Source organism: Variovorax sp. Varisp41 (assembly GCF_047325085.1).
Taxonomy (GTDB): domain Bacteria; phylum Pseudomonadota; class Gammaproteobacteria; order Burkholderiales; family Burkholderiaceae_C; genus Variovorax.
The window spans coordinates 553405-567200 of sequence record NZ_CP168541.1; the positions used below are offsets into that span (position 1 = coordinate 553405).

The following is a 13796-nucleotide window of genomic DNA, read 5'->3' on the forward strand; positions in this document are numbered from 1 at the left end:
CGCATGCGGCGCAGTGGGGCTACCCTATAGTGCACGCATGACCTTGCCCAGCGGCGAAGCTGCCGACTACGCATCCTTCATCGAGGCGCTCAAGGAGCGTGTCGCGGCGGCCCGCCAGTCCGCGGCCCGCGCGGTCAATCACGGCCTGATCGCTTTGTACTGGGACATCGGCGAAGCCATCCTCGACAAGCAGCAGACGAACGGCTGGGGCCAGGCCGTGGTCGAGCGGATCGCCCGGGACCTGCGCGCGGCCTTTCCCGGCACACGGGGTTTCTCGGCACGCAATGTCTGGGACATGCGGCGCATGGTCGAGGCTTACAGCGAACCCAACTTTCTGCGACAGCTTGTCGCAGAAAGTGCCAGGACCAAGGGCTCGGGGCGCAATACCCACCGACTCGGCGCTGCACGGAGAACCGTGCCGTTCGGCGGCAACGACTCTCTGCGACAGCTCGTCGCAGAAATTCCCTGGGGCCATCACCTGCAGATCCTGGGCAAGACCGCCGACCCGGCACAGCGCCTGTACTACCTGCGCGCCAGCGCCGCGCTGGGTTGGAGCCGCAACGTCCTGCTCAACCAGATCAAGGCCGGCGCCTGGGAACGCTCGCGCGCGGAGGGCAAGAGCCACAATTTCCCGCGGGTGCTGCCGCCCGCCATGGCCGGGCAGGCCGAGGAGGTCCTCAAGAGCAGCTACAGCCTCGAGTTCCTGGGCATCCGCCAGGCGGTGAAGGAACGCGAACTGGAAACCCGGCTCCTCGACAGGCTGCGCGACTTCATCCTCGAACTGGGCTACGGCTTCTGCTTCATCGGCCGCCAGCACCGCCTCGTGCTGGGACGCAAGGAATACTTCATCGACCTGCTCTTCTACCACCGCTTCCTCAAGGCCCTGGTCGCCGTGGAACTGAAGGTCGGCTCCTTCGAACCCGAGTACGCGGGCAAGATGGACTTCTATCTCAACCTGCTCAACGACAGGGAGCGCGCGCCCGGCGACGCCCCGTCGATCGGCATCATCCTGTGCGCCGAGAAGGACAACCTGGAGGTCGAGTTCGCCCTGCGCAGCAAGACCAATCCTATCGGCGTGGCGGAGTACCAGTTGCAGGCGGCCCTACCGAGCGAACTGCGCGGCAAGCTGCCTTCGGTGCGCCAGCTCCAGCAGGTGGTGCGCGGTGCGCTGCCGCCTCCGGTCGCGACACAGGAGCGACGCGGCAAAGACTGAGCGGCGCCGCCGGTTCGCGACGAGGTCGCTCCTCGACCCAGCGCGCGGCGTCGCCGACGGCCGCGCGCGAGGTGCGGAAACCGTTGGCCGGGTGCGCCGCGAGCGGGCCGGCGCATGCATCTATATGATTTGCCTCGCCCGCCGCCGATCGCCCCGCGCTTGAATCCCAGCACTCCCACCGCCCCGAACGCAGCCTCGCTCTGGAGTCCGCTCGCCCAGCCCGCCTTCCGCGGGTTGTGGGGTGCCGGCAGCCTGTTCTTCGTCGGCAATGCGATGCAGAACATGGCGGCCTCGTGGCTGATGATCGAGCTCACGGCCTCGTCCTTCCTCTCGGCGCTGGTCCAGACCGCCTCCTTCCTGCCGATGTTTTTGCTGTCGCTGCCCGCCGGCGTGCTGGCCGACACCATCGACCGACGACGGCTGATGCTGCGCATCCAGGGCGTCTACGGGCTCGCCGCGCTGACGCTCACATTGCTCGCGCTGGCCGGCTGGATCGGCCCCGGCGGTCTGCTGTTCTTCACCTTCCTGCTGGGCGTGTGCACGGCGCTGCAGTCGCCCTCGTGGAACTCCGCCGTCAGCGACACGGTGGCGCGCACCGAGCTGCCGCTGGCCATCACGCTGGTGTCGATGACCTTCAACGGCGCGCGCGCCGTCGGCCCCGGCCTCGCGGGCGTGCTGTTCGCGCTGACCGGCGGCGCCGCCGTGTTCGCGGTCGCGGTGCTGACCGCCTTCGGCATGAGCTGGGCCACGCGGCGCGGGCCGCCGCGGCCGCCCTCGCCCGGGCGCCTGCCGGCCGAGCGGCTGTGGGGCGGCATGCTCAGCGCGCTGCGCTATGCGCGCCATTCGCCCGCCATCTTCGCGCAGCTGGTGCGCACGGCCGGCTTCAGCGGGCTCGGTTCGGCCCTGTGGGCCCTGCTGCCGGTGATCGCGCAGCAGCGGCTCGGGCTGGGCGCGGCGGGCTACGGCCTGCTGATGGCCTGCCTGGGCACGGGCGCCGTCGCCGCCGGCTTCTTCGTCGGGCGCATCCGTTCGCGCTTCTCGCTCGATGCGCTGGCCGCCGGCTGCTGCCTCGTGTTCTCGAGCGCGATGCTGGTGGGCGCGCTCTCGACCTGGCGGCCGCTCGTGTGCGCCAGCTTCGTGCTCGGCGGCGCGGCCTGGATGACGATGATGTCGACCTTCAACGCCGCCACCCAGACCAGCGCGCCATCCTGGGTGCGGGCGCGCGCCGCGTCGATGCACACGCTGTGCTCGCTCGGCGCCTTCGCGCTCGGCTCCGCGCTCTGGGGCGCGATGTCCTCGCTGATCGGCCTGAGCGCGGCGCTGTGCCTGTCGGCCGCGGGCATGCTCGCGAGCATCGCGCTGGCGCGGCCGTATCCGCTGCGCATGGGCGCGGACGACGAGGTCACGCTGGCGCCGCTGCACGAGGAGTTCTCGGTGCAGCACGAACCCGAGTTCGAGGCCGGGCCGGTCGCCGTCGAGGTGGTCTACCGCATCCGCGATGCCGACGCGCGGCGCTTCCTCGACGCGGTGCAGCAGCTCGCGGTGCCGCGCAAGCGCGACGGTGCCACCTTCTGGCGCGTCTACCGCGACCTCGACGACCCGAGCCGCTACGTCGAGCGCTTCATCGTCACCTCGTGGGCCGACTACCTGCGCCAGCGCGCGCGGGCCACCGTCGCGCGCCACGAGCTGGAGGCGCTCGCTCGCAGCTTCCAGGTGCCGCACGAACCGGTGCTCACGCGCCACTACCTGGCCGAGCGCAGCCCCTGAGCGCGGGCCGCCGGATCAGTCCTCGACCCAGCGCGCGGCGTCGCCGACGGTAGCGCGCGAGGTGCGGAACCCATTGGCCGGGTGTGCCGGGTCCTCGTAGCCGAAGGAGATCCCGCAGACCACCTGGCGGTCGTCCGGGATGTCGAACCAGCGGTGCAGGAACTTCGCGCGCGAAGCGAGCGCGGCCTGCGCGATGCTCGCCACGCCGCGGCTGCGCGCGGCCAGCATGAAGTTCGACACGTAGGCACCGCAGTCCAGCGCGCCATAGGCGCCGAGCGCGGCATCGGTGTGGATCAGCGCGACGTGCGGCGCGCCGAAGAACGAGAAGTTCAGCAGCCCCTGGCGCGCCGAAGCCTCGCGGTCGCCATGGGCGATGCCCACGCTGTCGTAGAGCTGGAAGCCGCATTCGCGGCGTCGCTCGCGGTAGACGCCGCGGTACTCGGCGGGCGGCGCGATCTCGAAACCTTGGTCGACCAGTGCCTCGGGCGTGGCCATCGCCGCGCGCAGGCGGTCGGTGGCGGCCGCGCCGGTCACGACCACCTGCCAGGGTTGCGAGTTGCACCACGAGGCCGTGCGCTGGGCGGCGCGCAGGATCGCGTCGATGACGTCGCGCGGCACCGGGTCGGCGAGATAGCCGCGGCAGCTGTAGCGCGCGTCGAGCACGGTGTCGAGGGCCGCGGCGAGATCCGGCGCGGGAACGGGCGGGGAAGTGGTCATGGCTCGGGCAACGGGATGAAGACGAGGGAGCCTAACCGTGCCGGCGCGCTCGCGCTGGCGGCGCGGCGAAAGACATGCGCGACGGCGGCCACCTTTTGCACCTCAATCATCTATGGTTGATCCATTCACAAGGTTATTGAGACAAAAGCTTTGCATCGCGCGGTCTCGAATTTAGCATTGGTCCTACCAATCTGGTCATCCAAGGTGGTCGACCACGCCGGATGGCCCTGCCCCACAAGGAAAACCGCAGCCATGCTCTCGCAAGAAGACAACGAAACCCTCGTGCGCGTCGGCGCCGGCACGCCCATGGGCGAGCTGATGCGCCTCTACTGGATCCCCTTCCTGCCCAGCCGCGACCTCGAGACCGACGGCCAGCCGCAGCGCGTGCGCCTGCTCGGCGAGGAGCTGATCGCGTTCCGCGACAGCGAGGGCCGCGTCGGCCTGATCGACCATGCCTGCCCGCACCGCGGCGCGCCGCTGGTGTTCGGCCGCAACGAGGACTGCGGTGTGCGCTGCATCTACCACGGCTGGAAGTTCGGCGTCGACGGCCGCGTGCAGGACACGCCGGCCGAGCCCGCGCAGAGCCGGCTCAAGGACACGGTCACGATCAAGAACTACCCCTGCCGCGAGCGCAACGGCATCGTCTGGACCTACATGGGGCCCGACCGCGAGAACCCGCCGCCGCTGCCGAACCTCGAGTGGAACCTGGTGCCCGAGGAGAACGTGTACGTGAGCTTCCGCGTGCAGGAATGCAACTGGCTGCAGGCCGTGGAAGGCGAGATCGACTCGGCCCACGCGCCGATCCTGCACGGGCGCATCGACCAGCAGGGCGCGATCAGCGACTGGACCGCGAAGAAGGACCTGCGGCCCACCTTCGAATGCAAGCGCCAGGACTTCGGCATGAGCGTGGCCTCCAAGCGCGTGCTCGACGAGAACACGCACTACTGGCGCGTCAACCAGTTCCTGCTGCCCTTCTACACGCTGGTGCCGCCGCAGTCGAACTACCCCGAGCTCAGCGGCCACGCCTGGGTGCCGCTGGACGACCACCACACGCTGTGCATCATGTTCTCGTACACGCCGGCGCAGAAGTTCTACGAGAAGACGCGCAAGCTGTTCGACAACGGCCACGGCGGCCGCGAGACCGGCCACCCGAGCATCAACGCCTATGCGCCGCGGCCCGCCACCGAGCCCTTCGCGAAGTACTGGACCAGGTTCAACCTGCAGAGCGCCTTCCTCTTCAACTACGACGCGCAGACCAAGACCTGGTTCTCGGGCCTGCCCGGCCTGTGGGTGCAGGACGCGGCCTGCCAGTCGGGCGTGGCGCCGATCTACGACCGCTCGAAGGAGCACCTGGGCATGAGCGACACCGGCATCGCGATGACCCGGCGCCTGCTGCTCGAGACGGTGCGCAACCTGTCGGTGCGCCAGCAGCGCCCGCCGCGCATCGAGGATCCCGACCTGCCGATGGTGCGCGCGGTGTCGCTCACGCTGCCGGCCGGCGAGGCCTGGAGCGAATCGGGCCGCGAGCTGATGACCGCGCGCCTGGGCGCCGACTTCGGCTACACGCCATGAGCCTGGGCAATCCCGCGCCGCTGGACCTGTGCCTGCGCCAGATCCGGCTGGAGGCACGCGGCATCGCGTCGTACGAGTTCGTGTCGGCCGACGGCCGGCCGCTGCCGCCGTTCACGGCCGGCGCGCACATCGACCTGCACCTCCCGCGCGAGATGATCCGCAGCTATTCGCTGCTCAACGCGCCCTCGGATGCCGCGCGCTACGTGGTGGCGGTGCAGCGCGACGCACAGGGCCGCGGCGGCTCGGCCTGGATGCATGCGCAGCCGCGCGTGGGCGACCGCTTGCGCGCCGGCCTGCCGGCCAACGACTTCGCGCTGGCCGAGGAGGCCGCGCACTCGGTCTTCATCGCCGGCGGCATCGGCATCACGCCGATCCTGTCGATGCTGCACCGGCTCGAGGAGCTGGGCCGGCGCTGGCAGCTGCATTACGCGGGCCGCTCGCCCGAGGAGACCGCCTTCGCCGACACGCTGCGCGCCATGCAGGGCGGACGCGGCCGCGGCGAGGTCGAGTTCTGCTTCGGCTCCTCGCGGGCCGAGCGGCTGGATATCGCGGCCATCGTGCGCAACGCGCCGGCCGGCGCGCACCTGTACTGCTGCGGCCCGGCGCGCATGATCGACGCCTTCGTCGAGGCCTGTGCCGGCCGGCCCGCGCACACGGTGCACTTCGAGCGCTTCGCCGCCGGCAGCGCGGCCGCCACCGAGGGCGGCTACGAGGTGGTGCTCGAGCGCAGCGGCCAGCGCCTCGCGGTGGCACCGGGCAAGACCATCCTCGACACGCTGCTCGACAACGCCATCGACGTGCCCTATGCCTGCAGCGCCGGCGTCTGCGGCACCTGCCGCACGCGCGTGATCGCGGGCGAGCCCGACCATCGCGACGACTACCTGGATGCGCAGGAGAAGCAGTCGAACGAGGCGATCATGATCTGCTGCTCGGGCTCGCGCTCGAAGACGCTGGTCCTGGACCTCTGAGGCAGGTGAGCAGTCCATGACGACCCGGCTCGACACCACGGCGGAACCGCAGGAAGCCAGTGCTTCCAACGCGGCGGGCGCGGGCAATGGCGCCATCGCCGGCATCCTCGCCTACCTGCGCGACCGGCGCCTGCAACCGGGCGACCGGCTGCCCTCCGAGCGCGACCTCGCCGAGCGCCTCGGCGTCGGCCGCAACGCGGTGCGCGAGGCGCTGGCCACGCTGGTCACGCTGCGCATCGTCGAATCGCGGCCCAACTCGGGCATCTACCTGCGGCACGTCGAGCGCGAAGGCAGCTTCGAGGCGCTGGTGATGCTCACCGACATGGGCGCCGTGCCCACGCCGGTGGAAGTGGCCGAGACGATGGAGGTGCGCGGCCATCTCGAGGTGCTGGCCGCGGGCCTGGCCTGCCAGCGCCGCACCGAGGCCGACCTCGCTCGCATGGAAGCCGTGCTGCAGCGCACCGAGCAGGTGCTGGCCGAGGGCGGCAACATCGCCGCGGCCGACACCGAGTTCCATGTCGCGCTGGTCGATGCCACCCACAACTCGGTGCTGGTGCGCGTGCTGCATGCCTTCTACCGCTTCACCGGCCGGCGCCGCGAGGCGATGTTCGCCGACACGGTGCAGGGCCGCGCCTCGCTGCTCGACCACCGCCGCCTGCTCGGCCACATCCGCGCGCGCGACGCGGCCAAGGCGCAGCTGCTGATCCTGCGCCACATGGACCGCGCGCGCAGCTACTGGTCGAGCGTGCTCGGCGACACGGATTGACACGACACCCACGAACCCAAGGAGACCCCCGATGACAAGCTCTTTCTTCCCCCGCCGCGCGCTGCTGGGCGCCGCCTGCGCCGCGCTCGTGCTCGGTGCCCTGCCCGCCCATGCGCAGGGCGGCTATCCGAACAAGCCGATCCGCATGATCGTGCCCTATGCCGCCGGCGGCAGCACCGACCAACTCGCGCGCGCCATCCAGCAGTCGATGAGCGAGACGCTGGGCCAGACCGTGATCGTCGAGAACAAGCCCGGCGCGGGCGGCACCATCGGCACCGACTACGTGGCCAAGGCCGCGCCCGACGGCTACACGCTGGTGTTCGGCAACACCGGCCCGAATGCGGTGGTCTCGCTGATGCGCAAGGTGCCCTACGACGAGCTCAAGGACCTGCGCCCGATCTCCACCGTCGCGATCACGCCGATGATCCTGGCCGTGCCCGCCGACAGCCCGGCGAAGACGCTGAAGGACTTTCTCGCCTACGCGAAGAAGAACGGCAATGCGCTCAACGTCGGCTCGGTCGGCAACGGCTCGCTGTCGCACCTGACGGCCGAGTACTTCAACGAGGCCGCGGGCCTGCGCATGCAGCACATCCCCTACAACGGCGGCGCGCCGATGATGACCGCCTTCGCCGGCGGCCAGCTGCAGGCCGCCTTCGTGACCGGCCTGGACGGCGCCACGCTGGTGAGCTCGGGCCGGGTGCGCTACCTGGCCGTGGGCACGCCCAAGGCCACCGAGACCGTGCCGGGTCTGCAGGCCATCGCCGACGAGGTGCCGGGCTTCCGCAGCTCGGCCTGGTTCGGCGTGCTCGCGCCGAAGGACACGCCCGACGAGATCGTCACGAAGCTGCACGACGCGATCGTGACCGCGGTCGCGCGACCCGAGGTGCGCAAGATGTTCTCGGTGCGCAACGTCGAGGCGCGCAGCAGCACGCCGCAGGAGCTCGAGAAGCTCATCCGCGACGAGATGGGCCAATGGGGCCCGGTCGTGCGCAAGGCCAACATCCAGATGTGAGAACCGCCCTCATGCTTGAAAAACTGGAATCCGATTTCCCCGAGCACCAGCCGCGCCCCGCGGGCGCGCCGCAGGCGCTGGCCGGCATCAAGGTGGTGGACTTCACCCACTTCATCGCCGGCCCCTTCGCCACCATGATCCTGGCCGACATGGGCGCCGACGTGATCAAGATCGAGGCGCCCGGGCGCGGCGACGACTTCCGCCAGTACCCGCCGGTGCATCCCGAGCTCGCGCAGGGCGCGCCCTTCCTCTGGTCGAACCGCAACAAGCGCAGCGTGGCACTGGACCTGAAGACGCCCGAGGGCCTGGAGGTGGCGCGCGCCCTGGTCGCGAGCGCCGACGTCGTGGTCGAGAACTTCTCCACCGGCGTGATGGAGCGCTTCGGGCTCGACTACGAGAGCTGCCGCAAGGCCAATCCCGAGCTCGTCTACTGCTCGGTGTCGGCGTACGGCCGCGAGGGCGCCTTCGCCGACCGCCTGGGCTTCGATCCGATCGCGCAGGCCGAGAGCGGCTTCGTCTCGATGAACGGCTATGCCGACCGCCAGGGCGTGCGCGCGCTGTCGCCGGTGATGGACATCAGCACCGCGATGATGGCGGCCAACGCGATCCTCGGCGCGCTGGTGGCGCGCGAGCGCACCGGCCGCGGCCAGGCGGTGGAGGTGGCGCTGTTCGACAACGCGGTGCTGATGACCGGCTATGCGACGCTGCAGCACGTGTTCAGCGGCGCCGAGCCGCAGCGCCACGGCAACACCAGCCCCGACACCTGCCCCTCGGGCGTGTTCGAGGCCCAGGACGGCTCGTTCTACATCAACTGCGGCAACAACAAGATCTTCCAGCGCCTGATGACGCAGGTGCTCGAGCGGCCCGACGTGGCCGCGGACCCGGCCTATGCCAGCGGCCGCGAGCGCTCGCAGCGGCGCGAGGTGCTGTTCGCGCTGCTCGGCGAGGCCTTCGCGAAGCAGCCCTGGTCGCACTGGCAGTCGCGCATGCGCGCGGCCGGCGTGCCCTGCGGCCAGGTGCGCTCCGTCGGCGAGGCCATCCGCTCGCCCGAGGCGCGCGAGCGCCGGCTGGTGACGCGCATCCCGCATCCGCAGGTGGGCTGGGTGCCGAACATGGCGCTGCCGATCCGCTACTCGCGCACGCCGATCGCCGACCCGGTGGCCGCGCCCACCGTCGGCCAGCACACGCAGGAGGTGCTGCGCGAGGCGCTGGGCTACGACGAGCAGCGCTTCGCGGCGCTCGCGCGCGCCGGCGCCTTCGGCCCGCCCGCCGAGCGGCACGAACCCGCCGGCACGCCCGCATGACCAACCGCACGCTGCGCGGCCGGGTCGCCGTGGTCGGCATCGGCGAGACGACCTACTACCGCCACGGCCAGTCGCCCGACGCGGAGTTCAAGCTCGCGCTCAAGGCCATCCTCGCCGCCTGCGCCGACGCGGGCCTGGACCCGCGCGAGATCGACGGCTTCGCCTCGTACAGTGACGACCGCAGCGAGGCCTCGCGGCTGGCGGCCGCGCTCGGCATCCACCGCCTGCGCTCGGCCACCATGCAGTGGGGTGGCGGCGGTGGCGGCTGCGCCGCGGCGGTGGCCAATGGCGCGGCCGCCATCGCGGCCGGGCTGGCCGACTGCGTGGTCGTGTTCCGCGCGCTCGCGCAGGGCCAGCACGGGCGCTTCGGACAGGTCGGCGGCATCGACACCATCTCCGGCGAGAAGGCCTACCTCATGCCTCATGGCGTGCTCTCGCCGCCGCAGCGCTTCGCTATGCGCGTGCGCCGCTTCATGCACGAGCACGGCGTGCAACAGGAGGCGCTGCGTGCCATCGCACTCGCCTCCTACCACCATGCGCAGGCCAATCCGCGCGCCGTGATGCACGGCAAGCCGCTCGACGCCGCGAAGTACGACGCCTCGCGCTGGATCGCCGAGCCCTTCCACCTGTACGACTGCTGCATGGAGAACGACGGCGCTGCCGCGATCGTGCTGGTGGCGGCCGAGCGCGCGAAGGACTTCGCGCACAAGCCCGCCTACCTGCTCGGCGCGGCCTCGGGCTCGGGCTTTCGCGCCGGCGCCCATCCGCACAATGCGCCGCGCTATGCGAGCGCGGGCTTCGACACCGTGGCCCCCGACCTCTATGCCATGGCCGGCATCGCGCCGGCCGACGTGGGCGTGGTGCAGAGCTACGAGAACTTCACCGGCGGCGTGGCGATGGCATTGGCCGAGCACGGCTTCTTCGAGCCCGGCGAGGCCAACGACTTCCTCACGCTCGAGAACCTCGTCGCCCCAACGGGCCGGCTGCCGCTCAACACCAGCGGCGGCAATCTCGCCGAGTGCTACATGCATGGCTTCGAGCTGGTGCTCGAGGCGGTGCGCCAGGTGCGCGGCAGCTCGACCAGCCAGGCGGCGCGCAGCGATGTCGCGCTGGTGATCGGCGGCCCGATGGTCACGCCCGCGAGCGACCTGCTGCTGGCATCGGAGAACGTGCTGTGAACGACACGAACGACGAGAAACGCTACCTGCCCGCGGGCCTGCCGATCCCCGTTTCGGAGCCCGACGGATTGTCCGAACCCTATTGGCAAGGCCTGCGCGAGGGCGTCTTGCGCGTGCAGCGCTGCACCCACTGCGGCACCTGGCAGTTCGGCCCCGAGTGGATCTGCCACCGCTGCCATGCCTTCGATCCCGCCTGGGTGGACGTCGCGCCGCGCGGCCGCATCTTCAGCTGGGAGCGCGTCTGGCATCCGGCGCACGCGGCGCTCAAGGAGCATGGCGCCTACCTCGTGGTGCTGGTCGAGCTGCCCGGGGCCGGCAAGGTGCGCATGGTCGGCAACCTGCTCGGCGATCCGATGCAGGCGGTGGAGATCGGCGCCGAGGTCGAGGGCGTGTTCGAACACCATCCGGATGCGCAGCCGCCGTACGCGCTGCTGCAGTGGCGGCGTGCCTGAGTCCGCGCGCACCGGCGCTCAGGAGGCGGACACCTGCGACCTGCTCGTGATCGGCGCCGGCGCGGGCGGCATGAGCGCCGCGCTCGCGGGCGCGCTCATGGGCCTCGACGTGGTGCTGTGCGAGGCCGGCGAACAGGTCGGCGGCACCACCGCCACCTCGGCCGGCACGCTGTGGGTGCCGGGCAATGCGCAGGGCGCGGCGGCGGGCTTCGCCGACTCGGCCGCCGAGGCAGCGCGCTATCTCGACGCGATCCTCGGCGAGGACGATCCGCGCGGGCTGCGCGCCGCCTATCTCGCGAGTGCTCCCGAGGCGATCGCCTTCCTCGAAGCGCATTCGGAACTGCGCTTCGCCTCGGCCGGCCGCCACCCCGACTACCTCGCGCTGCCCGGCGCGGCCGTGGCGGGACGCGCGCTCTCGCCGCTGCCCTTCGACGGCCGGCGGCTGGGCCGCGACTTCGAACGCATCCGCGCGCCGATGCCCGAGTTCATGGTGCTCGGCGGCATGATGGCCAACAAGGCCGACGTGCAGGCCCTGGCCTACCGCTGGCGCAGCGTCGCGAACTTCCGCCATGTCGCGCGGCTGGTGCTGCGCCATGCGCGCGACCGGCTCACGCATGCGCGCGGCACGCGCCTGGTGCTGGGCAATGCGCTCGTCGCGCGGCTGTACTTCAGCCTGCGCCAGGCCGGCGTGCCGGTGCGATTCGGCATGCGGCTGCGGCAACTCGATATCTCGGCGGGCCGCGTCACCGGCAGCGTGTTCGAACACGAGGGATCGACGCGGCGCATCGCGAGCCGCCTCGGCGTGGTGCTCGCCACCGGCGGTGTCGGCCATCACGCGGCGTTGCGCGCCCAGCTGGCGCCGGCCAGCGTGTCGCCGCGCACGCTGCGGCCGCAGTCCTTCGAAGGCAACCGCGGCGAGGGCCTCGATGCCGCGCTGCGGGCCGGGGCCCGGCTCGAACGCCATCGGGGCGACTTCTTCTGGCAGCCCGTTTCGCTGGCACCGCGCGCCGGCGGTGAACCCGGGCTCTTTCCGCACCTGTACCTCGACCGCGCCAAGCCCGGGCTGATCGCCGTCGATGCCGACGGGCGCCGCTTCGTCGACGAGAGCGCCTCGTACCACCACTTCGTCGAAGCCCTGCTCGCGCGCATGCGCCCCGGCGCATCGACGCCGCCGGCCTGGCTGGTCTGCGACGCGGCCTTCGTGCGCGCCTACGGCCTCGGCACGATCCCGCCCGGCACGCGCGCGAGCGCGCTGCGGCGGCACGAGGCATCGGGCTATCTCGTGCTCGCGCACGACATCGACGCACTGGCCACACGGCTGGGCATCGATGCGCGCACGCTGGCAGCCACCATCGCGCGCCACAACCGCCATGCCGAAGCCGGCGAGGACCCGGACTTCGGCAAGGGCAGCACCGAGCTCGGCCGCTTCAACGGCGATGCGGCGCATGCGCCGAACCCCTGTCTCGGCCCGATCGCGCAAGCGCCGTTCTGCGCGCTGGCGGTCTGGCCCGGCGAAGCCGCATCGAGCTCGGGTCTCGCCACCGATGCCGACGGCGCCGTGCTCGACACGGACGGGCAACCCATCGCGGGCCTCTACGCCTGCGGCAACGACATGGCCTCGATCATGCGCGGCGCCTATCCGGGCCCGGGCATCACGCTCGGGCCCGCGATCGTGTTCGGCTGGCGCATCGCGCGGCATGCGGCACGACGCAACCCCCACACACCTTCCTCCCCACGATGAATCCCACCTTCACTCCCCGCGAGGCCAGCGGCCCGCTCGCCGGCCTGCGCGTGGTCGAATTCGCCGGCCTCGGGCCCGCGCCCTTCGCCTGCATGCTGCTGTCGGACATGGGCGCCGACGTGATCACCATCGACCGCCCCGCGCGCCGACTCGGCGACCGCAGCGACATCACGGGCCGCGGCCGCACCGTGGTGCTGGCCGACCTCAAGGACCCGGGCTCGCGCGAGGAGGTGCTGGGCCTGCTGGCGCGTGCCGACGTGCTGGTCGAGGGCTTCCGGCCCGGCGTGATGGAGCGCCTGGGCCTGGGCCCCGACGAGGTGCTGCGGCGCAATCCGCGGCTGGTCTACGGCCGCATGACCGGCTGGGGCCAGCACGGCCCGCTCGCGCAGGCCGCGGGCCACGACATCAACTACATCGCGCTGACCGGCGCGCTGCATGCCATCGGCCCGGCCGGCGGGGCGCCGGTGCCGCCGCTGAACCTCGTGGGCGACTACGGCGGCGGCAGCCTCTACCTCGTCGTCGGCCTCCTGGCCGCGCTGCTAGAAAGCCGGCGCTCGGGACAGGGCCAGGTGGTCGACGCGGCCATCGTCGACGGCGTGAACTCGCTGATGAGCCTGTTCGCCACCAGCGCGATGCGCGGCACCTTCCGCGAGGAACGCGGCACCAACGCGCTCGACGGCGGCGCGCCCTACTACGGCAGCTACGCCACCGGCGACGGCCGCCATGTCTGCATCGGGCCGATCGAACCGCAGTTCTTCGCCGAACTGTGCGAACGCCTGGGCGTCGACCCCGCGCTGCGCGACGCGCAGCACGACCGCGCGCGCTGGCCCGCGCTGCGCGCCGAGTTCGAGCGGCTGTTCCGCACCCGCAGCCGCGACGAATGGACCGCGCTGTTCGACGGCAGCGATGCCTGCGTCGCGCCCGTGCTCGCGCTGAGCGAGGCGTCCGCGCATCCGCACCAAAGTGCGCGCGAGGCCTTCGTCGAGGTGGAAGGCGTGCGGCAGCCGGCACCGGCGCCGCGTTTCTCGCGCACGCCTTCGCGAATCCAGGGGCCGGCGGCGCGCGAGGCGACGCCGGCTGCGGAGGTACTGGCGCGCTGGGACTGA

The 13796-nt window shown here is 71.6% G+C and carries 12 protein-coding genes; 11 read left to right on the top strand and 1 reads right to left on the bottom strand.

Annotated features, from left to right (window positions below):
- The first annotated feature begins 37 nt into the window (after positions 1–37).
- Positions 38–1213 carry a PDDEXK nuclease domain-containing protein gene (locus ACEN9J_RS33705; RefSeq protein ID WP_413765464.1) on the top strand — a complete coding sequence of 392 codons (1176 nt, stop codon included), beginning with the start codon at positions 38–40 and terminating at the stop codon, positions 1211–1213.
- Positions 1214–1372: 159 nt separating this feature from the next.
- Positions 1373–2980 (top strand): MFS transporter, encoded by a 1608-nt coding sequence (locus tag ACEN9J_RS33710; RefSeq protein WP_413765465.1) that lies wholly within the window; start codon positions 1373–1375, stop codon positions 2978–2980.
- A 15-nt stretch (positions 2981–2995) separates the two neighbouring features.
- Here ACEN9J_RS33710 and ACEN9J_RS33715 read toward each other — a convergent pair whose 3' ends face one another.
- Complete coding sequence (locus ACEN9J_RS33715; RefSeq protein WP_413765466.1) at positions 2996–3697, bottom strand: nitroreductase; 702 nt, start codon at positions 3695–3697, stop codon at positions 2996–2998.
- A gap of 252 nt (positions 3698–3949) precedes the next feature.
- Here ACEN9J_RS33715 and ACEN9J_RS33720 point away from each other — a divergent pair, with 252 nt between their 5' ends.
- Genes ACEN9J_RS33720 through ACEN9J_RS33760 form a run of 9 tightly spaced genes read left to right on the top strand, consistent with a single transcriptional unit; the run spans position 3950 to position 13796 of the window.
- The gene (locus tag ACEN9J_RS33720) at positions 3950–5269 is read left to right on the top strand and encodes a Rieske 2Fe-2S domain-containing protein (protein WP_261214252.1); all 1320 of its coding nucleotides are present in this window, start codon (positions 3950–3952) and stop codon (positions 5267–5269) included.
- Positions 5266–6237, top strand: coding sequence for a PDR/VanB family oxidoreductase (locus ACEN9J_RS33725; RefSeq protein WP_413765467.1), 972 nt, complete (start codon positions 5266–5268; stop codon positions 6235–6237). The genes ACEN9J_RS33720 and ACEN9J_RS33725 overlap by 4 nt, the downstream gene beginning before the upstream one ends.
- A gap of 16 nt (positions 6238–6253) precedes the next feature.
- Positions 6254–7003, top strand: coding sequence for a FadR/GntR family transcriptional regulator (locus ACEN9J_RS33730; protein WP_261214255.1), 750 nt, complete (start codon positions 6254–6256; stop codon positions 7001–7003).
- 31 nt (positions 7004–7034) lie between these two features.
- On the top strand, positions 7035–8015 hold the full coding sequence (locus ACEN9J_RS33735) for a Bug family tripartite tricarboxylate transporter substrate binding protein (protein WP_261214272.1): 981 nt from the start codon (positions 7035–7037) through the stop codon (positions 8013–8015).
- Between the two features lie 11 nt (positions 8016–8026).
- The gene (locus tag ACEN9J_RS33740; protein WP_413765468.1) at positions 8027–9319 is read left to right on the top strand and encodes a CaiB/BaiF CoA transferase family protein; all 1293 of its coding nucleotides are present in this window, start codon (positions 8027–8029) and stop codon (positions 9317–9319) included.
- A complete protein-coding gene (locus ACEN9J_RS33745; RefSeq protein WP_413765469.1) occupies positions 9316–10497 on the top strand; it encodes a thiolase C-terminal domain-containing protein in 1182 nt (393 codons plus the stop codon). The genes ACEN9J_RS33740 and ACEN9J_RS33745 overlap by 4 nt, the downstream gene beginning before the upstream one ends.
- Positions 10494–10949, top strand: coding sequence for a Zn-ribbon domain-containing OB-fold protein (locus ACEN9J_RS33750; protein ID WP_413765470.1), 456 nt, complete (start codon positions 10494–10496; stop codon positions 10947–10949). The genes ACEN9J_RS33745 and ACEN9J_RS33750 overlap by 4 nt, the downstream gene beginning before the upstream one ends.
- Positions 10942–12690: an FAD-dependent oxidoreductase gene (locus ACEN9J_RS33755; protein WP_413765471.1), complete on the top strand. Its 1749-nt coding sequence runs from the start codon at positions 10942–10944 to the stop codon at positions 12688–12690. Before ACEN9J_RS33750 ends, ACEN9J_RS33755 begins: the two co-directional genes overlap by 8 nt.
- Positions 12687–13796, top strand: a complete 1110-nt coding sequence (locus ACEN9J_RS33760) for a CaiB/BaiF CoA transferase family protein (protein WP_413765472.1) — start codon at positions 12687–12689, stop codon at positions 13794–13796. The genes ACEN9J_RS33755 and ACEN9J_RS33760 overlap by 4 nt, the downstream gene beginning before the upstream one ends.